The following is a 21,434-nucleotide window of genomic DNA, read 5'->3' on the forward strand; positions in this document are numbered from 1 at the left end:
AAGGGCTTGCTTGTCATGGCGCGGAACTCCCCCTATAGGTCGCAGCACCCTGACAGCCCGCTGAATCGGGCGGCCAAGACTTACCGGCGCAGCCGGCGATTTGCCAGTGCGCTCTATTATCGCGGGACCATGCTGACGCTTTTCCACCATCCGATGTTCGCCAGCTGCCGCTTCGTTCGCCTCGCCTTTGGCGAGTATGGCGAGGAACTGGCGCTGATCGAAGAGAAGCCGTGGACGCGGCGCAAGGAGTTCCTGGCGCTGAACCCGGCCGGCACGCTGCCGATCCTGCTCGCCGAAGGCGACGTGCCGATCGTCGGCGCAGTGGTCATTGCCGAATATCTCGACGAGACGCGCGGCGTACTCAAGCGCGACAAGCGGCTATTCGCCGAGGATCCGATGGAGCGCGCCGAAATCCGCCGGCTGACCGACTGGTACCTCAACAAGGCGGAAAGCGAGGTTACCCGGCATCTGGTGCGCGAACGCGTTCTGAAGCCGGTCATGCCGGAAACGGCAGGCGGCGGATCGCCCGATTCGGCGGCGATCCGCGCCGCCCGCGCCAATATCCGCCAGCACATGAAATACACCAACTGGCTGGCCGGCACCCGTCATTGGCTGGCCGGCAACAAGGTCACCTATGCCGATCTCGCGGCGGCGGCAGCACTGTCGGTGCTCGACTATCTCGGCGAGATCGACTGGCGCGAACACAGCGCCGCGCGCGAATGGTATACAAGGGTGAAATCACGGCCTTCGTTCCGGCCGCTTCTGTCCGACCGGGTGCGCGGCCTGTCGCCGGTGTCACATTATGCGGATCTCGATTTCTGATACGGCAAAGCTGCGCGCGCTGATCGGCCGCGAGGCGCGGAATGCCGGCTTCGACGCCGTTGCCGTCACCACGCCCGATGCGATTCCGCAGGCGCCGGAACGGCTGGCCGAATTCGTTGCCGACGGCTTTCACGGCTCGATGGGCTGGATTGCCGAAACGCTCGAGCGGCGAGGCAAACCGACGACGCTTTGGCCAGAGGTCCGCTCGATCATCGTGCTGGCGATGAATTACGGCCCCGACCACGACCCACGCGACATCCTGGCAAAGCGCGACCGCGGCGCGATCTCGGCCTATGCGCAGAACCGCGACTATCATGACGTGATGAAGGGCCGGCTGAAGGAGATCGCCGGCAAGATCGTGGCGCGAGCCGGTGGGGACGTGAAAGTGTTTGTCGACACCGCGCCGGTGATGGAAAAGCCGCTGGCCGAGGCGGCCGGCCTCGGCTGGCAAGGCAAGCACACCAACCTGGTCAGCCGAACGCATGGCTCCTGGCTGTTCCTCGGCACCATCTTCACGACGGCCGAACTGGTGCCGGACGCGCCTGAGGACGACCATTGCGGCTCCTGCCGGGCCTGCCTCGACGTTTGCCCGACGGATGCCTTTCCGGCGCCTTACCGGCTCGATGCGCGGCGCTGCATTTCATACCTCACCATCGAGAACAAAGGACCGATCCCGCATGAGTTCCGGGAAAAAATCGGCAATCGCATCTATGGCTGCGACGACTGCCTGGCCGCCTGCCCGTGGAACAAGTTCGCCCAAGCCGCTTCGGAGGCAAAGCTTGCCGCCCGCGCGGACTTGCGCGAACCGCCGATCGCCGAGCTGCTGCGCCTCGACGACGCTGCCTTCCGCGTGCTTTTTTCGGGCTCGCCGGTCAAGCGCATCGGCCGCGCCCGTTTTATCCGCAACGTGCTGATCGCGGCCGGCAATTGCCAGGATTTGTCGCTTGCGGGCGCCGTCCGCGCGCTGCTCGACGACGCCTCGCCCCTGGTTCGCGGAGCTGCGGTATGGGCGCTGTCGCGGCTGGTGCCGGGTCGGGAGTTTGCCGAACGTGCCGCAGCCGCTTTGCAAGCAGAAGATGACGAGGCGGTGAGAGGCGAATGGCTTCTGGCCCTGCCAAAGCCGATCGAGGCGCATACATGACAAAAAAGCAGATTTTCATCTTCGGCGCCGGTTATTCGGGCAAGGCCTTCGCCCGCGCCAACAAGGATGCCGACACAGCGATCTTCGGTACAACACGGTCGCTGGAAAAATTCGCGGCGCTGCGGCAAGCCGGTATCGTGCCGCTGCGTTTCGATGGCACGCTGACCTCCGAAATCGGCGATGCGCTTGGGAAGACAACCCATCTCGTCGTCTCGGTCGCGCCGGACGAGGCCGGCGACCCGGTGCTGGGTGCGGCTCGCGAGGTGGTCACGGCCAACATGCCGGAGCTCGAATGGATCGCCTATCTCTCGACCGTCGGCGTCTATGGCGATCATGGCGGAAATTGGGTGGATGAGGCCGCCGAATGCCGGCCAGTATCGAAGCGATCAGCGATGAGGGTTGCCGCCGAGCAGGACTGGCTGAAACTGGGCCACGACACCGGCCGGCCGGTGGCGATCCTGCGGCTTTCCGGCATTTATGGGCCAGGCCGCAACGCCTTGGTCAATCTGGAAAACGGCACCGCCCGCCGGCTGGTCAAGCCGGGCCAGGTGTTCAACCGCATCCATTGCGATGACATTGCCGGCGCGCTCTGGCATCTGGCCGAAGGCAATCGCGGCGGCATCTTCAACGTCACCGACGACCTGCCGGCGCCGCCGCAGGACGTCGTCGCCTATGCCGCCCGATTGATGGGCATTGAGCCGCCGCCCGAAATTCCGTTCGAGACCGCCCAACTTTCGCCCATGGCGCGGTCCTTCTACGGCGAGAACAAGCGTGTCGCCAACGCGGCGATCAAGGCGGCCGGCTTTGGGTTTCGCTTCCCCGACTACCGTTCGGCGCTCGACGCCATGTGGGCGAGCGGCGACTGGCGCGACGGCGAGGCGCGCAGCCCGATGAAACGGTCATGATCGATACGTTGCGCGGGGCGTGGTATGATGCGGTTCAAATCGCGGAGGGGTCCAGCTTGGGGAAGACGTTAAAGCGAGCCTTGCCCGGCAAAACACTGCTGCTTTCGGCAGCACTGGCCGTCACCAGCTTGACAGCGCCGGCAACGCAGACGGCGGGCGCCGAGGAACGGGCAAAAGACCTGTTTGGCGCCAAAAGGCTGCCGGCGGTCGCAGCAGCGCAATCGATCGGCTTCTACTCCAAAGGCTGTTTTTCCGGCGGCGTCGCCCTGCCCATGGACGGCCGGCACTGGGAGGTGATGCGACCGTCGCGCAATCGCCGCTGGGGCCATCCGGCAATGATCGCGCTGATCGAGAAACTGTCGCGCGACGCCGCTGCCGACGGCTGGCCGGGCCTGTTGATCGGCGACATTTCGCAGCCGCGCGGCGGGCCGATGCTGACCGGCCATGCCTCGCACCAGATCGGCCTCGACGCCGACATCTGGCTGACGCCGATGCCCGACCGCAAGCTCTCGGCCGAAGAGCGCGAAAACATCAGCGTTACCTTGATGGTCGATGAAAAAACCCATCTGGTGAAGGACGGCCTGTGGACGCCGATGCACACGCGGCTGTTGAAGCGTGCCGCGAGCTATCCCGAAGTCGAGCGCATCCTGGTCAATCCAGGGATCAAGAAGAAGCTCTGCGACACGGTCAAAGGCGACCGCGGCTGGTTGCGCAAGGTCAGGCCGTTCTGGGGCCACGACTATCACTTCCACATTCGCATCGGCTGCCAGGCTGGATCACCCGACTGCAAGGCGCAGGAAGCGACGGCGCCGGGCGATGGCTGCGACCAGGCGCTGGCCTGGTGGTTCACCGAGGGGCCGTGGCGCCCCAACAAGAACCCGGACAAGCCGAAGGCACGCGACGTGATGACGATGGCGAACCTGCCCAGACAATGCCAGTTCGTGCTCGACGCGCCGGCTCCGCCCTCGGCCGAAGCAGTCACCTACTATGGTGACGGCGTACCGATCGCAGCAGAACCCGCTCTCGCGGCAGAGTCTTCGCCGCCGCCGACGGTCGCAGCCGGCGCGGCAGCGCTTCCGGCCTCGGCGAACGCCTTTGTGGCGACCCCCGAGATCGGCATTCCGCTGCCGCGGCCACGACCGGGGCACTGATGCGGGCAGCGTGTTTGCTGTCTGCATCCGTGCATCTCCACTTCGAAAACCGATTTCCCTTTTTGCGGTCATGCGCTAGTCAACGAGAGAACGGCGATACGCGTCGGGAACGGACGAGAGCATGCCAGGCGTAAGCGACGACGACACTCTGTTGCGATTTCCGATCCTGATCGGCGACATAGGCGGCACCAATGCGCGCTTCTCGATTGTGCTCGACGCAAATTCCGAGGCCGGCGAGCCGACGATCGTCCAGACCGCCAACTTCAATACGATAGACGAGGCGATCCAGTCGGCCGTGCTCGACCGCTCGTCGGTCCGGCCGAATTCAGCTGTGCTGGCGGTAGCCGGTCCTGTCGAAAGCGACGAGATCCCGCTTACCAATTGCCCATGGATCGTCAAGCCGAGACAGATGTTCGCCAGTCTCGGTCTCAGCGACGTCGTGGTGCTCAACGACTTCGAGGCGCAGGCGCTGGCTGTCGTCGCGCTCGGCGAAGAGCATATGGAAAAGATCGGCGGCGACGAGCCGGAACCGAATTCCGGGCGGGTGGTACTCGGCCCGGGAACCGGGCTCGGTGTCGCCGGGCTGGTTTATGCGCTGCATCACTGGATACCGGTACCCGGCGAGGGCGGCCATATGGATATCGGGCCGCGCTCGCCGCGCGATTTCCAGGTGTTTCCGCATATCGAGAAGCTCGAGGGCCGCATCTCCGGCGAACAGATCCTGTCCGGGCGCGGCCTGGTCAATGCCTACCGGGCGGTGGCCAAGGCGGACGGCAAGCCGTCGCCCTTTACAACGCCTGCCGAGGTCACCGCCGCGGCGCTGGCAAAGAACGATCCGGTGGCCGAAGAGGCGCTGTCGATCTTCGTCACTTGCCTGGGGCGCACCGCCGGCGATCTCGCTCTAGTGTTCATGAGCCGCGGCGGCGTGTTTCTCACCGGCGGCATCGCGCAAAAAATCCTGCCGGCACTACGCACCGGCAATTTCCGCGCCGCCTTCGAGGACAAGGCGCCGCACAGCGCCCTGATGCGCAGCATGCCGGTCTATGTCATCACCCATCCGCTGGCGGCGCTTTTAGGGCTGGCCGCCTATGCCAGAAATCCGTCGCTGTTCGGCGTGCAGACGGCGGGGCGGCGCTGGCGGGTCTAGGACACAAGCTGCGCCGCGACGAAGTTTCGCCGTCCCCGGCCATAGGCAAGCCGCCATCGGGGCGTTAAGAGGTTGCCGAATTGCAGCCCGGCCGAACCGAAACCACAAAGCGCTCCAACTTGACACTTCCAGCACCAACCAAAGGGAAAGTCCGTCCCAGCGAGATCGTGGCGGTGATCCGCCGCATCATCGCCGAAAACAGCCGCGATTATCGCTGGTATTATGTTCTTGCCGTGCTGTGCCTGGTGACGATCGCGGCGACGACCGCCTTCACCGCCTGGATCATGAAGGATGTCGTCGACCAGATCTTCTATAAGCAGCGCGGCGATCTTATCGCGCTGATCAGCGTGTCGATCCTGGCCGCCTTCATGCTGCGCGGGCTGGCCAGCTACGGCCAGGCAGTGACGCTGGCCAAGATCGGCAACAATCTGGTGGCGCGCTACCAGCGCCGCATCTTCGACCATCTAATGAAGCTCGGCGTCGGCTTCTTCAACGACACCCGCTCGGGCCGGCTCGCCGCGCAGATCAACGAGAACGTCAACGGCATCCGCGATCTCCTGTCGATGACGCTGACATCGCTGGCGCGCGATGCCGTGTCGCTTGTCGCGCTGGTCGGCGTCATGATCTGGCAGGACCCGGTGCTCTCGGCGATGTCGCTGCTGATCGGGCCGCCCTTGATCTACAGTGTGACCTATCTGATGCGTCGGGTGCGTCGCATCACGCGTGAATCGGTGCAGATCAACTCGCGGCTGATCGGCGCCATGCAGGAAGCGACGCAAGGCATCGCTATCGTCAAGGCCTTCACCTTGGAAGACGAGCTGTCGCGCCGCATCGGCGGCCTCGTCGCCGGCGCCGAGCAGCGGGCAAACAAGATCGCCCGCGTCTCGGAACGGCTGACGCCGATCTCCGACATGCTGGCCGGCTTCGCCGTCGCCGGCGTCATCGCCTATTCCGGCTACCGGGCGACCGTCGGCGGCCAGCCACCAGGCGCCGTCGTTGCCTTCCTCACCGCCCTGCTGCTTGCCTATGATCCGGCCAGGCGGCTGGCGCGCATGCAGGTCGGTATGGAAAAGTCGCTGGTCAATGCGCGCATGATCTACGAGCTTCTCGACCTTGAGCCGCAGCAGGGTGACGTGCCAGGAGCCGCCGAGGCGAAATTCACCTCTGGCGAAGTGCGCTTCAACAACGTGTCCTTCCGCTATGTCGAAGGGGCGCCGGTCCTGCAGGATCTGAGCTTTGTCGCCGCCGCCGGCAAGGTGACCGCCATCGTCGGAGCCTCGGGCGCCGGCAAGACGACGCTGGTTGCGCTGCTGCAGCGCTTCCACGATGTCGAGTCGGGCAGCATCGAAATCGACGGCCAGGACATTTCAAAGGTCACCAAGCATTCGCTGCGCGGCTCGATCGCCTATGTCTCGCAGCAGCCCTATCTGTTCGAAGGCACCATCCGCGACAACATCCGGTACGGCAGGCTGAGCGCCACCGACGCAGAGATTGAACGCGCCGCCCAACAGGCCGCGGCACACGATTTCATTCGCCAGCAGCCGCAAGGCTACGACACGCCCGTCGGCGAGAACGGCGTGACGCTGTCGGGTGGCCAGCGCCAACGCGTATCGATTGCCCGCGCTATCGTTCGGCAGGCGCCGATCCTGCTGCTCGATGAAGCCACCTCGGCGCTCGACAACGAGGCCGAGGCCCGCGTCCAGGAAGCGCTGACCCATGTCATGGAAGGGCGCACTACCATTGTCATCGCGCACCGGCTGTCGACGGTGGTCAATGCCGACCATATCATCGTGCTGGAGCAGGGCCGGCTGGTCGAACAGGGCACGCATGCCTCGCTGATGGCCGACCCGCACAGCGTCTATGCGCGGTTCCATCGGGTGCAAGGCAGGAAAGGGCTGGGGCTTGTCGACGACGGCAAGCCAATCCAGACTGCGGCGCAAAATGTCCGCGCGAAAAAGGCGGCCGGGAGACATTCATGAGCGACACGCCGACCGTTAGTGAAATGGGCCTGGTGGTGGTGGGCGCGGCCGGCCGCATGGGCCAGGCGCTGATCCGCGCCATCCACACGATTCCGGGCGCCCGCGTCGCCGGCGCCATCGAGCGGGCCGGTTCGCCCCATATCGGCAAGGATGCCGGCGAGCTGGCCGGCGTCGGCAGGCTCGAGGTGGCGATCGGCGACGATCCGCTGCCGGCCTTCGCCAAGGCCGACGGCGTGCTCGATTTCACCACGCCGGCGGCGACCGTCGAATTCGCCGGCTACGCGGCGCAGGCGCGCATCGCCCATATCATCGGCACCACCGGCTGCTCGGCTGAAGACAATGCCAGGATCGCGGCGGCGGCGCGGCACGCGACGGTGGTCAAGTCAGGCAATATGAGCCTCGGCGTCAATCTGCTGGCGGTGCTGGTTGAGCAGGCGGCGCGCGCGCTCGATGCCGACGATTTCGACATCGAGATCCTGGAAATGCACCACCGGCACAAGGTCGATGCGCCGTCGGGCACGGCGCTGCTGCTCGGCGAGGCCGCCGCTGCCGGGCGCGGCGTAGCACTTGCCGGCAACGATGTTCGCGTGCGCGACGGCCATACCGGCGTGCGCAAGGCAGGCTCGATCGGTTTCGCCAGCTTGCGTGGCGGCTCGGTGGTCGGCGACCACAGTGTGGTGCTGGCCGGTACCGGCGAGCGCATCACGCTTGCCCATCATGCCGAGGACCGGGCGATCTTTGCCCGCGGCGCGGTCAAGGCAGCCCTGTGGGCGCGCGGCCGCAAGCCGGGCCTCTATTCGATGCGGGACGTGCTCGGCCTGACAAGCTGATCCACAGATTTGGCTGATCCACAAGATTTGGCTGATCCACAAGATTTGAAGGAGCAAATATGTCGAGAACTCTCGTGCTCGTGCGCCACGGCCAGAGCGAATGGAACCTGAAGAACCTATTTACCGGCTGGCGCGACGTCGACCTGACCGAACTGGGTCATGCCGAGGCCAAGGCGGCCGGCGCCAAGCTCAGGGCGCGCGGCATGAAATTCGACATCGCCTTCACGTCGTCGCTGATCCGGGCGCAGAAGACCTGCCAGCATATTCTCGACGCCGTTGGCCAGAGCGATCTCGAGACCATTCGCGACCAGGCGCTGAACGAGCGCGACTATGGCGATCTCTCCGGCCTCAACAAGGATGATGCGCGCAAGAAATGGGGCGAGGAGCAGGTGCATGTCTGGCGCCGCTCCTATGACGTGCCGCCGCCCGGCGGTGAAAGCCTGAAGGACACCGGCGCGCGCGTCTGGCCCTATTACCTGCACGATCTGCAACCGCATGTGCTGCGCGGCGGCACCGTGCTGGTGGCGGCGCACGGCAATTCGCTGCGCGCGCTGATCATGGCGCTGGACGGCAAATCGGGCGAGGAGATCGTCAAGCTCGAGCTCGGCACCGGCGTGCCGATCATCTACACGCTCAACGCCGATTCCACGGTGGCGTCGAAGGAAGTGCTGGAGCATTGAGCCGGAGAAGGAACGCGGCTTTCAAAAAAGCGCGTTGACACTCATCCCTCGCCCGCTTAATGAGCGCGCACCAGCCCAGATGGCGGAATTGGTAGACGCGCACGGTTCAGGTCCGTGTTCCGCAAGGAGTGGAGGTTCGAGTCCTCTTCTGGGCACCAAATTCCCGTTTCGGACCGTCCAAGTAGGTCCGTAAGCGCTAAAAAAGCCCGGTTTTCCGGGCTTTTTTGTTGTTTCGTGGCCTTTTTGGGGTCCGGCCGGGTGAAGTGCTGCCCTTGCTGTTAAACGTGCCGGCTAGCGACAACAGACATTGCGGACGTAAGTGTTGCCATAAGTGACGTAGGCGTCGTCGGGGATCGCCCCGTTTTCCTTCATCGCCTTGGCTAGGTCCTTAGCGGCATCCTGGGCATAGGTGCCGCGTAGCGTAATGGCGAACCACCCGTTGGTGGCGAGGTAGGCGACAAGCGGGATTGATGCCGATCGCACATAGGCCTCCGTATCGGCGAGATTGTCGAAGCTCTTGACCTGGATATGACGCTGTCCGAAGGGGCCGCTCTCATACTGGTCGACGTAGACCCAGGTGTCATGCATGTAGCCGACCTGACCGCCTGCACGGACACGGTACCATCGCTCGACATTACCCAAGATTACGACTGCGCTGCCGTTTCGCACATTTGCGAGCGTGGCGGATCTTACCTCTGGGAGCGCCTTTAAAGGCGCCGCGTCCTGGGAGCGGAGAATACGGCCCGAGCGGGCTTGGGGAATAACGAGTGAAGGATTCGTGGAAGCAGGTGGCAAAGAGGCGACAGGCGGTTGTAACGGCGCTTGCTGGGAGGATGGCGTCGAGGATGGTGCCTGGCTTGCGACCTGCGGCCAGCTCGCTTCGGGTTCCAAGGTAACGACCTTGTACTTCGCCATCTCGCTCCTAGAAAGATAACGTATGTCGTCACTGTCATATTGCAGCGAAAGCTGAAGCAGAGCGGGGTCCACGCCCATTTCGATCATGTAGGTGATGATGTCGGCGGTCATCTGCTGGATGCCGGAAACGGCGTCCTTGCTGTTTACGGGAATGTCGCCACTGAATGAGGATCTATGGACGCCGATGGAACCCGGCTCGGCAAAGCGCACAACGCCACCAAGGAACGCCAGGGAACAGGCCGAAGCACACTCGACAGCCCTGAATTGAGCCGTGCTGAGGCGGAGCCTGCGAATAAGGCGGCCAAGCTCCATAGCCTTCTGGATATTGCCGCCGGGGGACTGGAAGGTGACAGCGACTGATGCATTGGACCGTGCCAGTGCCTCGAAGACCGATAGGTCGTCCTGATACGAGAAATCACCCGACACGAGGATATACTGGAATCCGGAGTCGGTCTGCCCGGCTTGAAACTGCAAACCGGCATGGGCCACCGGAGCGCCCAGCAGCATCGATGCAACAAACAACAGGACGCGAACGAAAGAGATGCGAGACATGGCCCATAATACCCCCAAGTAGCCTAGCTTCGGCGCACGACACTGTCGAATCCTCGTTGCAGATTTGGTGAGAGCAACTTCAAGTTTTGCCTTGGTCGGGACCACTAGTAAGGCGCGCCCGCCATCACCCCAGCCAATCCGCCTGGCGCCTTGCCGAAACAGGCCTCGGCGTCGGGCTCGAAACGGAAGAGTTGATGAAATCGTCGGCGCAGTAGTTCGGCAGCGTCTTGCTCAGCGAGGCGCCATTTGCTGACTGCGACTGCTTCCTGGTTATGCTTATCCGTCGGGGTTAGGCAGCGATCTGTCGTTGCGACAGCGCAGCAGCGGAAGGATTTGGCCCGAGATCACTCTGGTGATCTTCTGTTGCTTGGCGTTGGTTACGACGTTCATGCACGCACATCCGTAGCCGTGACCCGAACCAGGCACATTGGTCTCGACGAATTGCCGCTCGTCAAAGGCCGGCACATTGTCGATGCCTTTGGGATCCGGGCGTCCCTGCATCTGGATCCACCAATCCCCGTCACTGTCGGTCAGGACGAGGTTGCCGGGTGTCGGGCTGGAGTACCAGCCACAACGGCGCTCGGCATAGGCGGCGGCAGACAAGGACATGATGGTCAGGCAGAAACAGATTGCGAACAATGGACGCATGAGAATCTTCACCTCCCTTGAGCAAAGCAGGTAATGCCGCCGATAATCTGCGTTGACGCCGGTCACGAGGCGGCATGATTTTGTTAGCCTTATGGCCTCAACTTCGTGTCCACATTTTCTTCGATCAATCCGCAATGAAGCGTCACAGGCTTCCTTTGGACATCGCTTAGTGGACCGTCGATGAAATCGCAGTTGAGCAGATTGTCCGGGCTGCTCTTGCGCGCCGACGCAACGTTGACGTTGACCTTGGCCGGCCCGGCAAGCCAGTCGAGACGCTTCGCGTCGACCTTTGCGCCGCTGACGTGGGCGTGGCCCGCTGTACCCGGTATCTCCACCTCTTCGTCCTGCGGCGTGAGATCGATCTGGCCGATTTCGTTTACGCGCTTCGCGGCGCTCCGCTTCGGGTCGCCGTAATAGGAGGCGAAGACAACGATCCCCTCCTTTTCAGCCGCGAGCTTGGCAGCTGCCTTTTTGGAAAGCGTGACGTTGACGTCGAAGCTCATGTCAGCCTGGGCTGTTGCCGGCACGACACATGCCAACAGTACAGGATGCCGCAATCGTCATTGCGAGTGACGATTTATAGGGTTTCACGATCCGCCTCCTTCAAGTCTCTCACGCAATGATGATGCCCCTCGCATCCTTTCATGTCTGGCGGCGACGTCACGCTCGCCGCCGGCTTCATCGTGATCCGATCAGCTGTGGCATGTGTCAGTTCGCGGCCGGAACAGGGCAGCTCATGTCGCCTTCCTGGCATTTCAGATAGCCTTCGAAACCTTTGACACGGGATTGTGTCAGGCCGTCCATGCACTGCGCGATGAGCATTGGCATCATGCTTCCTCCGGCCGCGCCTGCGGTCTGGAAACTGCACTCCGCGTCGCGAAACTTGCCCCAATCCCGCTGTGCCTGAACAAGAAGCTTCTTGGTATCCGTATCGTCCTTCAGGCGGGTTTCGATCTGCTTGTAAAGCTCATTGAGCTTCTTGTCGGATTTCTGGAACTCGGCACCGAAGCACTGGTTCATGGTGGCCTGATCCTTGGCCTCGGCGCACTTGTCCTTGGCAAGGGCGAATGTCGGCGCAGCCAGAACCACGGCAGCAGTCAGTATCGCTATTTTCATCGATTTCCCTTTCCCGTTGCAGTCAAGCTCTTAAGTTGCTCAGCCCCGCCCTATGTTCTCTTCAGCTATCCGTCATTGCCACGGTCGGCCGTGCCCATGGCCTGATTATCTGGTTTTCATTGGATCAGCTTTGCCACCTTCGGCGACCGTGACGTTGCCGACCTTTCCTGAGCCGGTCAGCGTGCCGCCCTCCTTGACCATGACTTTGCCGGAGACCTCTCCGTCAACGACAAGCAGTCCCGAGACGGAAACGTCACCAGTCAACAATCCGGTCACGCGCAACTCCGCCCCAGACGCCACTTCGGTCATGCCTGAATATTTGTTCTTTCCGCTCAGCGTCAGCTTGCCACCGGCGACAACGAGGCCGCCGCTGTCGCCGGCGTCATCATAGTTCGCGATGGTTCCATCAAATTGCCCGTCGGCTTCTGTCAGGATCAATCTGCCCGCACCCAGATAGACCTCGCCTTTACCGGTAAGGGTGCGAATGGCCGTATCGTTCAGGGAGTGCGCCACTCCCCAGGGCTTCAGGTGGTTTCCTTTCTGGTCGAGGTTGAGCACACCGTCGACCATGACGCGCGATGAATGCTCGATGCTGGCCGGACCGGCCAGGGTAAGATACCCATCGGCCGCGATATGGGTTGTGCCGGTATAAGTATTGGCCCCGGTCATGCGCACGTCCGCGTCCTTCTCGATCGTGAAGTCGCCGGCGCCGGAGACGATGCCGGCCAGTCCGAGCCATCCGTTGCTTCCAGCATCGCTGGTCGCGCGATTCAACTGCACTTGATCCTTGGCAGCCGCGTCTGTCGTAAAGTTAGCAGCGCTGACAAAATAGGGTGAATATGCGGTCGTCCTGTTTTCCAGATCATTCATTATGGAATTGGACTCGAAGAATGGCAGACCGAGAATGAGACCGCCGACTTTCATCTCATCGCTTTGGCGGAGAATGTCGACATCATCATATTCACGGTTATTTATACCATCATCGAATCCAAAAAACTTGAAGTCGACTATCTCATCACCGAATTCAGCAATATTAAGTCCTCTCGACTGAAGCTTACTCAAACTAGATTCTGTTGTAATATAAATGAAGCTTGTCGTTCCTGTATCCAATAAAACAGGTCCACTGAAATCAACCGATTGCTTCTTTCCCTTATGATCAAAGGAAATTTTATAACGGTAAGACCCTTCGTACTGACTGGATGCATTCGCGCCTGATCGCGGGAATCGTCTCTGGAGGAATTCGTAATCCAGTTCGCCCCACGGTATCAGGGCCGTAAACTGGGATCTCAGACTGGGGGACAAATTCAGCGTCAGGCAGGGAGCGCAGCCCGGTGTCGTCCTCTTTCCAAGATTTGCATTGGCGGAGACCACATAGCCGCTTTGCGTCTGACTGCCAGGAGCGGCGGTCTGGTCCCCCTTATCGATAAAATCGCCGGCTCCAAAGACGCCGTAAAACGGCGCCTCGTTACCGGGTTCGCCATTCTTCATGCTCTTGCGCATCAAGATCCGCATAAACCGGCGTATCGCCATGGTGGCCCACGGGCTTTTGCGTCACATTCGCATCCTCGAAGTCGCCGAAATCCTTGGTGAAGACGTAATCCACCACCCGACCTACGCTAAAGCCGCCGTCAAAGGTTACGGCAGGCTCTGAGGGATCATCTGGATCGTAATACGACAGGCTGTTGACCCGGGCCTGTTGTACCCAACCTCCATAGGTGCCGTTTCCATAGGGGTACATTTCGGGCTTGCTGCCGCGCACCGGCTCTACGCCAGGGACACTCGAATCGATCTCAGCGTTGAACTCATCCGACCCGGTGTCGAATTCGAACAGACGAGGCTTGGCACCATTGATGCCCAACGCAATCCCGAGTTTATGGTAGATGACTTCATCGCTGCCGGTTCCGAGGTGCCCAACAACATGTTGCAATGGAATGGGTATCGGGTCGGCAGCCTGGGCAAGGCCGGTCTGGCCGTTCTCCTCGGCCACGGCAGGTACGGCATGTGATGTGTTCGCTGCCGGAACGGGGCAGCTCGCATCGCCTTCCCTGCATTCCAGGTAACCCTCGAAATCTTTGACACGGGATTGCGTCAGGCCGTCCATGCACTCCGCGATGAGCGTTGGAATTGCGCTTTCTCCGGCCGCTCCTGCGGTCTGGAAACTGCACTCTGCGTCGCGAAATTTGACCCAATCCCGCTGTGCTTGAACGAGAAGCGTCCTGATATCCGCGTCGTCGTTCAGCCGGGTTTCGATCTGCTTGTAAAGCTCGTTGAGCTTCCTGTCGGATTTCCTGGACGCGGCATCGGCGCACTCGTTCGGGGTGGACTGATCCTTGGCGGCGTCATTGCACTTGTCCTGGGCAAATGCGAAAGCCGGCATGGCCAGAACGATGGCAGCGGTCAGCATCGCGGTTTTCATCGATGTCCTCGGTCTAGAACTGCCGGCACGGTCGGCCGCTAATTGGCATCGTCATCGTCCGATCCGTCAGCGTCGTTACTGTCATCCGACGCATCGTCATTACTGTCGGTGCTGTTTTCGTCTTCACCATCTGCCGACGGGTCGTCATCGTCATTCTGATCGCTGGAATCGTCCTGATCATCGGAATCATTGTTGTCAGTGCTGTCATCCGACGCATCGTCATCCGTGCTACCGTCGTCGGTGTCGGTGCTGTTCTTGTCATCATCACCGTCTGTTGAGTTTTCATCGTCGTTCTGATCGCTCGAATCGTCCTGATCGGAACTGTTGTCGTCGGTACTGTCGGCCGGGCTATTGTCGTCAGTGTCGGTGCTGGTATCGTCGTCGTCAGCATCGGGAGAAGACACATTTGCGTCCGGATTGGCGTCGCCAGGCTGCGAGTCGTCCTCGCGATAGCTCGTGTCATTGAGGCCCGTCTCCATCTCGTCGTCATACTCATCGACGATCTGTGTCCACTCCTCTCGATTGTCGACGCTCGTCCATTGCGAGATATTGTTGACCGAGATGTTGGTGTTGAAGTTGTTGACGGTGATGTTGGTGTTGACCTCGACGACATCTGCGACTTCTGTCCCGCGGTTCACGCCAAACAGGAAACTGGTGGCACTCGCGGCAAGGGCGGCCCAAACGAGTCTGTCGACATCAAGCGGCGTCGAAATCGGTTGATGCCGCACTGTGGCAAGCACGTCACCCGGTCGGATGCCTTGCCGCGCGGCAACCCCATGGGGTGCAACGGCCAAGACATACACCCCGCGAAGCTTGGGCGGGATCTGGTAGCGGTGCCGAGAGGCGTGATTGATCGGTATCAGAACCGCATCAAGAGCCCGGGAGACGTAGGGTTTCGGCAGATCATACTTGCTGGCATACGCAACATTGATCGTGTGCGGGACAGCTACACTCACAACAGCCGTCATTTTCACTGAAGTTGCCAATGCGCGGGCGAACTGCATTATCAGTCTGGATTTTCGAACGGTTTGCATTTTGCACGTCCTGCAGCTGATGATTGGAGTCGATCTCAGAGCCCCCGGCGCCGCGGAGCGCTCACCAATCATTCTCCCCCTGCACCAACGGTCAGCGGCAATTTCCAGCGATCATCACCGTCGTTCCGTAACTTCCTCGGCAAAACACTTTGCCAGGTCTTGCGGCGCTCCGAGCTTCTTCGCCCAGGACACCAGTTCAGGTTTCTCCGACGGATCGGCATAGCCGCCCCATACGTCGCGAAACTGCTTCTTTCCGTCGACTGTCTGGAAGAACATCACGCCGTCGTCGCTCACCGGCGTGGAGACGTAGGCGGCGCTCCAGCTGCCGCTCTCCATGATCGAGAAGAACTTTGCCTGAGCGGGCTTGAACTTATTGGTCATCGCCGAGACGACGAGAGGGGCATATTCCTGCTTGCGCGCCTTCGTCACTTCGACCTTTATACCGTCACAGGCGTTATTCGCAGCGAAAGCGGACGTCAGCGCCATTCCCAACCCCGCAAGGCCGACCATAACGATTTTGGCATGTCGCCGGACCAGGCCGCTGAATTCAGACATGATTGGCTTTCTCCTTGTTCGCCCCCGAGTCCCTTAATCGGAATCGTCATCGTCCGATGAACTGTCGTCGTTCGATGAACTGTCATCGTCCGGTGTATCGACCTCGCAGCCGATGCCGCGGCAGCCTTGGTAGTTGCCTTGCGTATCGAAGTTGGGATTGCCTTCTCTGTCGTACTGCAGCCTGTCGTCGATACTTTGATCCCCGTCATCAGGATCGTCGACTTTACATCCGAGCCCATGGCAGCCGATGTAACGGCCCCTGGTATCGAAGTTGGGATTGCCGTTCCTGTCGAACTGCGGCCGGTCGTCTATCTTCCGGCTCCCTTTATGGGACCGATCAACCAGGCAGCCCTTTCCGCGACAACCATCGTAGTCGTCGGTGGTACAACCGACGATCGCCATCAAAGCAGTGGCCAAGGCCGCACAGATTACGAGTTTCATGATTCATTCCTCCGACTGGCTGGCGGCGGACATCGTCCATATCGGAAGGCCATTGCAGGCGGCGATCCTCGCTTTTGCCGCGACGGCTGGCGCCAATCGGAGGAGGGCAAAGCTTCGCCGGCCATCAAACGAGAGCCAGGATGTGGGCGATGCATTCGACGACTTAGCCGACGGTTGCCGTAATCTCTTGTGGGAGGGAACGCTCCCAGCGGGGGCCGCCGCATTAGCGACTGTCAACATTCCTCTCCCTGCTTAGTGCCCCTTCCGCCCAAGCATGTTTCAACGATCCGCTGACGCGGCTGTGCTTCCAAGAAATGCATCCGAGTCAGCCTATGACAAGGACAAATCCCAATATCGCAGGATTGAATTTTGCAAATGCTTAATAATTCGGAATCAGCACGGACTATCTTAGCAGATACTGAAATGTGATCAGTAGCAAGATTCCGGAATGCTTCCTTAGTTTTGCTCTCATTAAGCCGAGTTAGTGCAAGTAATATTCTATGTTGTTTTGAATTTTGCGCCCAGCTCTACAAAAAAGGCGCGACGATACCACATCTTATACGATCGCCATAATCGCGATCTATTGTGGTATTTTTTCGAACCCAGCCAACCGTTGCGAGGGCCGAAAGAAACGCGCCCCTTTGCCCGACTTTTCAACGCTGCGGCGTGCCAAATAGGGGCGCAGTGGGGGCGCCGCGGCCGCGTTGTGAGCATCTTCCCAGTCGGATTGTCATCGGGTAGCGTGCAGGGGCGGCACGTGAAGGCGCTCTCTTTGGCGAACGCACTGCCGCAGCTTCAGCAGTTGCCCGTCAGAAGATGGGTCCGGTGCTTGCCGCGACAGATTGTTCCCGTCCCGGTTCATTTCAGCACCGAAGCGAGGGGAAGAGATGCACAACCGATTTCGGCAGTGCCTGCGGAAAGTGTCGCTGGCGGCATTGACGATGCTGGCGCTAAACATCCCGATCCACGCGGCTGATCTCGTCATTGCAAAGCCGAACTGGCCGTCGGGCCAGGCGACGGCAAATATCCTCAAGGTCAGCCTGAAGGAAAATTTCGGGCTCGATGCCGACGTGCGCGAGATGGGGACGCTTATTGCCTTTGCCGGTCTCAATTCGGGTGAGGTGGATATTCATCCCGAAATCTGGCTGCCCAATCTGGACAATCTGGTGAAGAAGTATGTGGACGGGGCCGGCACGGTGGCCATCAGCCCTATCGGTGTGCCGGCATGGCAAGGCATATGCGCGACGCGTGAGGCAGCCGACAAATTTGGAATTCACGACGTTTCCGATCTCAGCGATACGAAGAAAACGGCCGCGTTGGATACCGATGGCGACGGACGCGGCGAACTCTGGATCGGCGCTGAGGGTTGGTCCTCAACCGCTATCGAGCGCGTCCGCGCCAACAGCTATGGTTATGCCAAGACAATGACCTTGCTGGAGACGCCGGAGGATGCCGGAATGGCGGCTGTCGATGCCGCCGTCGCCACGGATCATCCGATGGTGTTTGCCTGCTACGCGCCGCACTATGTATTTGAGCTGCACGACATTGTCCGCCTTACCGAGCCGCCCTTCGACCCGGCAAAGTGGAAGATCGTGCTGCCGTCAGAAGATCCGCTCTGGGTCTCGAAGTCCAGCGCGCCGGTGGCATGGGATACCGCACATTTTCATATCGCCTACGCCACCTCGCTGCGCAAAAAATATCCGAAGGTTGTGGCGTTCCTGGAACGGGTCGACCTGAGGCCCGAGGAAATCACCAAGATGAGTTATGCGCTCCAGGTAGAGCGTCAGGATCCTTACGAATACGCCAAACAATGGGTTGCCGCACAAGGCGCACGGGTGCACGGGTGGGCAAATCCATGAGCGGAAATCCTATGTTCGCGGAACGCGGCACCGTCCGGCGGCGCTCCCTCACGGCAGTCGTCGCCGCGGCGTTCGGTCTTGTCGCGGTGGCGGCGCTGGCTGCGGGAACACAGGTTTTCGACCCGAAAAGCCACAAATGGGTGGACTACGATCGCACCAAGGCGCGCAAATACTATGCCGCGCATAATGAGGTGCCCGAGGCATTTCGTCCGCAGATGGTCAAATTCCGCACCGCGGAAGTGCCAGGCACGATCATCATCGATGGCAACCAGCACTTTCTCTATCTTGTGCAGCCGGGTCAGCGGGCGATGCGCTATGGTATCGGCGTGGGCCGGGAAGGGTTTGGCTGGGCCGGCATCGTGCGCGTCGGCCGCATGGCGGAGTGGCCGACCTGGACACCTCCGGCCGAAATGGTCGCTCGCGATCCGAAGGCGGTGAAATACGCCGGAGGCATGGACGGAGGGCCCGACAACCCGCTCGGCGCGAGGGCGCTCTATCTCTATGAGCGCGACCAGGACACGATCTACCGGATACACGGCACCCCGGAGCCCTGGACGATCGGGCTCGACGTGTCGTCGGGGTGCATCCGTATGAGGAACGACGACATCGTCGATCTCGCGTCCCGCGTCAAGGTTGGAGCCAAGGTTATCATTCTCATGCAGGGGGCGGCACTTTACAAGGGTGTGTGAAGCGGCATTCGGAGAGGGACAAGCAATGTCGGCAAAAGATGCAGTGAGAACTTCGATCCTGGTGACGGCAATCGGATTCCTGGCTGGAGCCGTTAGCGCTTGTGTCAGCACGCCACCGCCGCCGCCTAAGGACCAGATGTCCAGGACCAAGGTCGAGACGGCCCCGGCGGACCTTCAACTGCTTTGCGCCAATGCGGTCGCCAAGGCGAGCGGTGTCGACAGCACGAAGATACTTCCGGTTTCATCGAGCAAGCTCGATTCCAAGACCTATCAGGTCGAACTCGATGCCAGTGGCAAGAAGACAAGCTGCCTCGTGGATACCGACGGCAACGTCAAATCGGTTGAGCCCGTCTGATCCGCTCTGGTCGACGAATTCGCAACCAACCTGACGATGCGCCATGGCTGCAGACATGACGATGTTTGGGGCGGCCAGCCGCGATGAGCGGTTTGGAGAGCCTGGCAAACCGCGCGCCTGCCTCACCCCAGCCCGATCCGCTTGGCGCCTTGCCGGAACAGCGCCTCGGCGTCCGGCTCGAAACGGAACGTGCCGATGAAATCGTCGGCGCAGTAGTTCGGCAGCATCTTGCGCAGCGCAGCGGCGAAACTTCGTGCCTCGTCCAGCCGCCCCGCCAGCGCAAGGCAATGCGCGGCAATCGCGAGGATGATGGCGTGGGCGTTGGGACGCGCGGCTGCTTTCAGCGCCCATTCGGCGGCTTCGTCGAACTGGCCGAGCCGGACATGCGACATCGCCCTGGCGCCCAACATACCGAACAGCAGCGGATCGAAGGGGCTCAGATGCCTGGAATGGTCGGATGAGCCGATCGCAGCCTGCGGGTCGCCGGACTGCGAATGGACGAAAGATAGCGCATAGTGGCCGAGCGCGAAATTCGGGCTGAGGTCTACGGCGCGTTCCAGCTCGATGAGGGAGCCGTCCTGCTCGCCGCGCAGCCACAGCGCCCGTCCCATGGCCCAGTGAGCGGCCGGATTGTGATCGTCGACGAGCAGGCTCTGGCCGGCTGCCTCGAAGGCCAGGGCGCTTTCGTGATCGCGGTCGCCCCAGCGCTGGAAGGCATTTTGCCAATGGGTGAAGGAGAGGCCGGCATAGGCGCGGGCGAACGTCGGATCGAGCTTCAAGGCTATGTCGAAGAAATGCCGGGCCTGCTCGTTTTCCGCGCGGGTGAAGCGATACATGTGCCAGAGACCGCGGTGGTAGGCTTCCCAGGCGTTCAGCGAATTGGGCGCCTTCAACATGGCGCGGTTGCGCTCGACCGTCTCGATCTCGGCCGAGATCGACGAGACGATGCTGTTGCCGATGTCGTCGAGCACGGCAAAGATGTCGTTCGGCTTGCGCTCGAACGTCTCGGCCCAGACGATCCTGGCCGTGCGCACTTCGACCAGCTCGACCGCGACGGTGACGCGGCCGGCCTGGCTGCGTACCGTGCCGGTGGCGACATAATCGACATTGAGCCGACGGCCGGCATCCTCCGGCCCAATGTTTTTTTCGGCGAGCGCAAACACCGAACCGCGCGCGATGACGAAGAAATCCCTGAGCTTGGCCAGGCGGGTGATGGTATCGTGGGTCAGGCCATCGGCGATGCCTCCGCGTGGACCGCCGTCAGCCGTCTCTTCGGCAAACGGCATCACCGCAAGCGAAGCCTTCTGCGATGCAGCAGTGTCGGAATTGGGAAGCACAATTGACGCGTGAGGGGCCGCGGGTACGAGTGACGGTCGCGCCCAGAGCGTAGCGGCAGGTCGTTCGTTGCGGATCGTGCGCCATGCCTCACGAACGGGTCCGAAATCCAGATCCTCCGAAGCAAACAGCTGCGCTGCGGAAGCGAGATGTTCCTCGCACGCGTCAAACTGGCCGCGCTGCGCCAGCCCTTTCAGAAGAGCCACATGCGCGCGCCCGTCGAACGGAGCGAGTTCCAGCCATTTGTCCAGATGCGAAGACATTCTGTCGGCATCCACCGGAAGCTTGTTGACGAGATGTTCCAGGATTGCGGCGTGCCAAGAGCCGAAGCGGCGGCGCTGAGCGATCAGCCAGCTGTTGAAATGCGGGCTGCGGTCGATCTCCAGCCCATCGAGAAAGTCGCCGGCGAACATTCCGGAAAGAGCCTGCAGCCGCTCTAGACCGAGCGTCTCAACGCCCTTGGCGGCGGCCGAGGCTATGTCGACAGCGTCGACGGAAGCACCTCTCAGATCAAGCGCGATCGTGTCGCCTGGTGTCTCGACCCTGCGACGATGCGGTTCATCGAGGATGCCTCTAAGCTTGCTCAGGCACCAGCGAAGCTCGCCGCGCGGGTCGTTCGGCACATCCCACAAAAGCTCGCAGAGGCGGCTGCGGCCGACCGGATGCGGCGCCAGCGCCAGATAGGCGAGCAGCGCACACAGCTTGCGCGATTTTGGGAGCTGGATGATGATGCCGTTGCGTGCGATCGTCAGGGGTCCGAGCAGACGCACGGAAAAGCCGGCCACCTCGCCGCCGAGGCTCGATCGGGTGGATTCCACGTAAGTTTCCACGCCTGCTCCCACGCTGGCCAGTCGGCCTTTGTTT

Annotated in this window: 21 protein-coding genes and 1 tRNA gene; 12 read left to right on the forward strand and 10 right to left on the reverse strand. The window is 61.4% G+C overall.

The window, feature by feature from the left end; genetic code table 11:
• Positions 1 to 129 precede the first annotated feature (129 nt).
• The 9 genes from NKJ55_RS23175 to NKJ55_RS23215 all read left to right on the forward strand — a co-directional run bounded on the left by NKJ55_RS23175 (position 130) and on the right by NKJ55_RS23215 (position 8,813).
• Positions 130 to 822: a glutathione S-transferase family protein gene (locus NKJ55_RS23175; RefSeq protein WP_023678968.1), complete on the forward strand. Its 693-nt coding sequence runs from the start codon at positions 130 to 132 to the stop codon at positions 820 to 822.
• Positions 803 to 1,963, forward strand: coding sequence for a tRNA epoxyqueuosine(34) reductase QueG (queG, locus tag NKJ55_RS23180; RefSeq protein WP_352451882.1), 1,161 nt, complete (start codon positions 803 to 805; stop codon positions 1,961 to 1,963). Before NKJ55_RS23175 ends, queG begins: the two co-directional genes overlap by 20 nt.
• Positions 1,960 to 2,868: an SDR family oxidoreductase gene (locus tag NKJ55_RS23185; RefSeq protein ID WP_352451883.1), complete on the forward strand. Its 909-nt coding sequence runs from the start codon at positions 1,960 to 1,962 to the stop codon at positions 2,866 to 2,868. The genes queG and NKJ55_RS23185 overlap by 4 nt, the downstream gene beginning before the upstream one ends.
• 56 nt (positions 2,869 to 2,924) lie before the next feature.
• Positions 2,925 to 4,019 (forward strand): penicillin-insensitive murein endopeptidase, encoded by a 1,095-nt coding sequence (gene mepA, locus NKJ55_RS23190; RefSeq protein WP_502904506.1) that lies wholly within the window; start codon positions 2,925 to 2,927, stop codon positions 4,017 to 4,019.
• 121 nt (positions 4,020 to 4,140) lie between these two features.
• The gene (locus NKJ55_RS23195) at positions 4,141 to 5,166 is read left to right on the forward strand and encodes a glucokinase (RefSeq protein WP_352451886.1); all 1,026 of its coding nucleotides are present in this window, start codon (positions 4,141 to 4,143) and stop codon (positions 5,164 to 5,166) included.
• Between the two features lie 119 nt (positions 5,167 to 5,285).
• Positions 5,286 to 7,145, forward strand: coding sequence for an ABC transporter ATP-binding protein (locus NKJ55_RS23200; RefSeq protein ID WP_352451887.1), 1,860 nt, complete (start codon positions 5,286 to 5,288; stop codon positions 7,143 to 7,145).
• Positions 7,142 to 7,975, forward strand: a complete 834-nt coding sequence (gene dapB, locus NKJ55_RS23205) for a 4-hydroxy-tetrahydrodipicolinate reductase (protein ID WP_023678962.1) — start codon at positions 7,142 to 7,144, stop codon at positions 7,973 to 7,975. The genes NKJ55_RS23200 and dapB overlap by 4 nt, the downstream gene beginning before the upstream one ends.
• A gap of 59 nt (positions 7,976 to 8,034) precedes the next feature.
• Positions 8,035 to 8,655: a 2,3-bisphosphoglycerate-dependent phosphoglycerate mutase gene (locus NKJ55_RS23210; RefSeq protein WP_352451888.1), complete on the forward strand. Its 621-nt coding sequence runs from the start codon at positions 8,035 to 8,037 to the stop codon at positions 8,653 to 8,655.
• Positions 8,656 to 8,728: 73 nt separating this feature from the next.
• A tRNA-Leu gene (locus NKJ55_RS23215) sits at positions 8,729 to 8,813 on the forward strand.
• Positions 8,814 to 8,946: 133 nt separating this feature from the next.
• On the opposite strand, the gene NKJ55_RS23220 is transcribed toward NKJ55_RS23215, so the two are convergent.
• From NKJ55_RS23220 to NKJ55_RS23260, 9 genes are all read right to left on the reverse strand, one after another.
• The gene (locus tag NKJ55_RS23220) at positions 8,947 to 10,122 is read right to left on the reverse strand and encodes a hypothetical protein (RefSeq protein ID WP_352451889.1); all 1,176 of its coding nucleotides are present in this window, start codon (positions 10,120 to 10,122) and stop codon (positions 8,947 to 8,949) included.
• A 276-nt stretch (positions 10,123 to 10,398) separates the two neighbouring features.
• Entirely contained in the window at positions 10,399 to 10,836 is a 438-nt protein-coding gene (locus NKJ55_RS23225) for a DUF4087 domain-containing protein (RefSeq protein WP_352451890.1), read from the reverse strand.
• Between the two features lie 23 nt (positions 10,837 to 10,859).
• On the reverse strand, positions 10,860 to 11,273 hold the full coding sequence (locus tag NKJ55_RS23230) for a hypothetical protein (RefSeq protein WP_352451891.1): 414 nt from the start codon (positions 11,271 to 11,273) through the stop codon (positions 10,860 to 10,862).
• Positions 11,274 to 11,478: 205 nt separating this feature from the next.
• Positions 11,479 to 11,886: a lysozyme inhibitor LprI family protein gene (locus NKJ55_RS23235; RefSeq protein WP_352451892.1), complete on the reverse strand. Its 408-nt coding sequence runs from the start codon at positions 11,884 to 11,886 to the stop codon at positions 11,479 to 11,481.
• 105 nt (positions 11,887 to 11,991) lie between these two features.
• Entirely contained in the window at positions 11,992 to 13,386 is a 1,395-nt protein-coding gene (locus tag NKJ55_RS23240) for a polymer-forming cytoskeletal protein (protein ID WP_352451893.1), read from the reverse strand.
• Complete coding sequence (locus NKJ55_RS23245) at positions 13,352 to 14,302, reverse strand: lysozyme inhibitor LprI family protein (RefSeq protein WP_352451894.1); 951 nt, start codon at positions 14,300 to 14,302, stop codon at positions 13,352 to 13,354. The genes NKJ55_RS23240 and NKJ55_RS23245 overlap by 35 nt, the downstream gene beginning before the upstream one ends.
• 38 nt (positions 14,303 to 14,340) lie before the next feature.
• Positions 14,341 to 15,336, reverse strand: a complete 996-nt coding sequence (locus NKJ55_RS23250) for a PDZ domain-containing protein (protein WP_352451895.1) — start codon at positions 15,334 to 15,336, stop codon at positions 14,341 to 14,343.
• A gap of 114 nt (positions 15,337 to 15,450) precedes the next feature.
• On the reverse strand, positions 15,451 to 15,891 hold the full coding sequence (locus NKJ55_RS23255) for a hypothetical protein (protein ID WP_352451896.1): 441 nt from the start codon (positions 15,889 to 15,891) through the stop codon (positions 15,451 to 15,453).
• A gap of 33 nt (positions 15,892 to 15,924) precedes the next feature.
• Complete coding sequence (locus tag NKJ55_RS23260) at positions 15,925 to 16,332, reverse strand: hypothetical protein (RefSeq protein ID WP_352451897.1); 408 nt, start codon at positions 16,330 to 16,332, stop codon at positions 15,925 to 15,927.
• A gap of 887 nt (positions 16,333 to 17,219) precedes the next feature.
• On the opposite strand from NKJ55_RS23260, the gene NKJ55_RS23265 reads away from it, so the two are divergent.
• From NKJ55_RS23265 to NKJ55_RS23275, 3 genes are read left to right on the forward strand one after another with little or no spacing between them, the layout of a single operon-like run.
• On the forward strand, positions 17,220 to 18,191 hold the full coding sequence (locus NKJ55_RS23265) for an ABC transporter substrate-binding protein (RefSeq protein WP_352451898.1): 972 nt from the start codon (positions 17,220 to 17,222) through the stop codon (positions 18,189 to 18,191).
• A complete protein-coding gene (locus tag NKJ55_RS23270) occupies positions 18,188 to 18,880 on the forward strand; it encodes a L,D-transpeptidase (RefSeq protein ID WP_352451899.1) in 693 nt (230 codons plus the stop codon). The genes NKJ55_RS23265 and NKJ55_RS23270 overlap by 4 nt, the downstream gene beginning before the upstream one ends.
• A gap of 25 nt (positions 18,881 to 18,905) precedes the next feature.
• On the forward strand, positions 18,906 to 19,235 hold the full coding sequence (locus NKJ55_RS23275; RefSeq protein ID WP_352451900.1) for a hypothetical protein: 330 nt from the start codon (positions 18,906 to 18,908) through the stop codon (positions 19,233 to 19,235).
• A gap of 122 nt (positions 19,236 to 19,357) precedes the next feature.
• Here the strand turns inward: NKJ55_RS23275 and NKJ55_RS23280 are convergent, their stop codons facing one another.
• Positions 19,358 to 21,388, reverse strand: a complete 2,031-nt coding sequence (locus tag NKJ55_RS23280) for a transcriptional regulator (RefSeq protein WP_352451901.1) — start codon at positions 21,386 to 21,388, stop codon at positions 19,358 to 19,360.
• Positions 21,389 to 21,434 lie beyond the last annotated feature (46 nt).

The organism is Mesorhizobium sp. M0106, assembly GCF_040322715.1.
Lineage (GTDB): Bacteria > Pseudomonadota > Alphaproteobacteria > Rhizobiales > Rhizobiaceae > Mesorhizobium.

Excerpts from the sequence above, each read along its gene's own strand:
- NKJ55_RS23210 (WP_352451888.1), top strand. The coding sequence starts at position 8,035 with ATGTCGAGAACTCTCGTGCTCGTGCGCCACGGCCAGAGCGAATGGAAC.
- NKJ55_RS23270 (WP_352451899.1), top strand. The coding sequence starts at position 18,188 with ATGAGCGGAAATCCTATGTTCGCGGAACGCGGCACCGTCCGGCGGCGC.
- NKJ55_RS23250 (WP_352451895.1), bottom strand. The coding sequence starts at position 15,336 with ATGCAAACCGTTCGAAAATCCAGACTGATAATGCAGTTCGCCCGCGCA.
- NKJ55_RS23265 (WP_352451898.1), top strand. The coding sequence starts at position 17,220 with ATGCACAACCGATTTCGGCAGTGCCTGCGGAAAGTGTCGCTGGCGGCA.
- NKJ55_RS23230 (WP_352451891.1), bottom strand. The coding sequence starts at position 11,273 with ATGAGCTTCGACGTCAACGTCACGCTTTCCAAAAAGGCAGCTGCCAAG.
- queG (WP_352451882.1), top strand. The coding sequence starts at position 803 with ATGCGGATCTCGATTTCTGATACGGCAAAGCTGCGCGCGCTGATCGGC.
- NKJ55_RS23240 (WP_352451893.1), bottom strand. The coding sequence starts at position 13,386 with ATGCGCAAGAGCATGAAGAATGGCGAACCCGGTAACGAGGCGCCGTTT.
- NKJ55_RS23245 (WP_352451894.1), bottom strand. The coding sequence starts at position 14,302 with ATGAAAACCGCGATGCTGACCGCTGCCATCGTTCTGGCCATGCCGGCT.
- NKJ55_RS23235 (WP_352451892.1), bottom strand. The coding sequence starts at position 11,886 with ATGAAAATAGCGATACTGACTGCTGCCGTGGTTCTGGCTGCGCCGACA.
- NKJ55_RS23220 (WP_352451889.1), bottom strand. The coding sequence starts at position 10,122 with ATGTCTCGCATCTCTTTCGTTCGCGTCCTGTTGTTTGTTGCATCGATG.
- NKJ55_RS23195 (WP_352451886.1), top strand. The coding sequence starts at position 4,141 with ATGCCAGGCGTAAGCGACGACGACACTCTGTTGCGATTTCCGATCCTG.
- NKJ55_RS23275 (WP_352451900.1), top strand. The coding sequence starts at position 18,906 with ATGTCGGCAAAAGATGCAGTGAGAACTTCGATCCTGGTGACGGCAATC.
- NKJ55_RS23185 (WP_352451883.1), top strand. The coding sequence starts at position 1,960 with ATGACAAAAAAGCAGATTTTCATCTTCGGCGCCGGTTATTCGGGCAAG.
- NKJ55_RS23255 (WP_352451896.1), bottom strand. The coding sequence starts at position 15,891 with ATGTCTGAATTCAGCGGCCTGGTCCGGCGACATGCCAAAATCGTTATG.
- dapB (WP_023678962.1), top strand. The coding sequence starts at position 7,142 with ATGAGCGACACGCCGACCGTTAGTGAAATGGGCCTGGTGGTGGTGGGC.
- NKJ55_RS23260 (WP_352451897.1), bottom strand. The coding sequence starts at position 16,332 with ATGAAACTCGTAATCTGTGCGGCCTTGGCCACTGCTTTGATGGCGATC.
- NKJ55_RS23175 (WP_023678968.1), top strand. The coding sequence starts at position 130 with ATGCTGACGCTTTTCCACCATCCGATGTTCGCCAGCTGCCGCTTCGTT.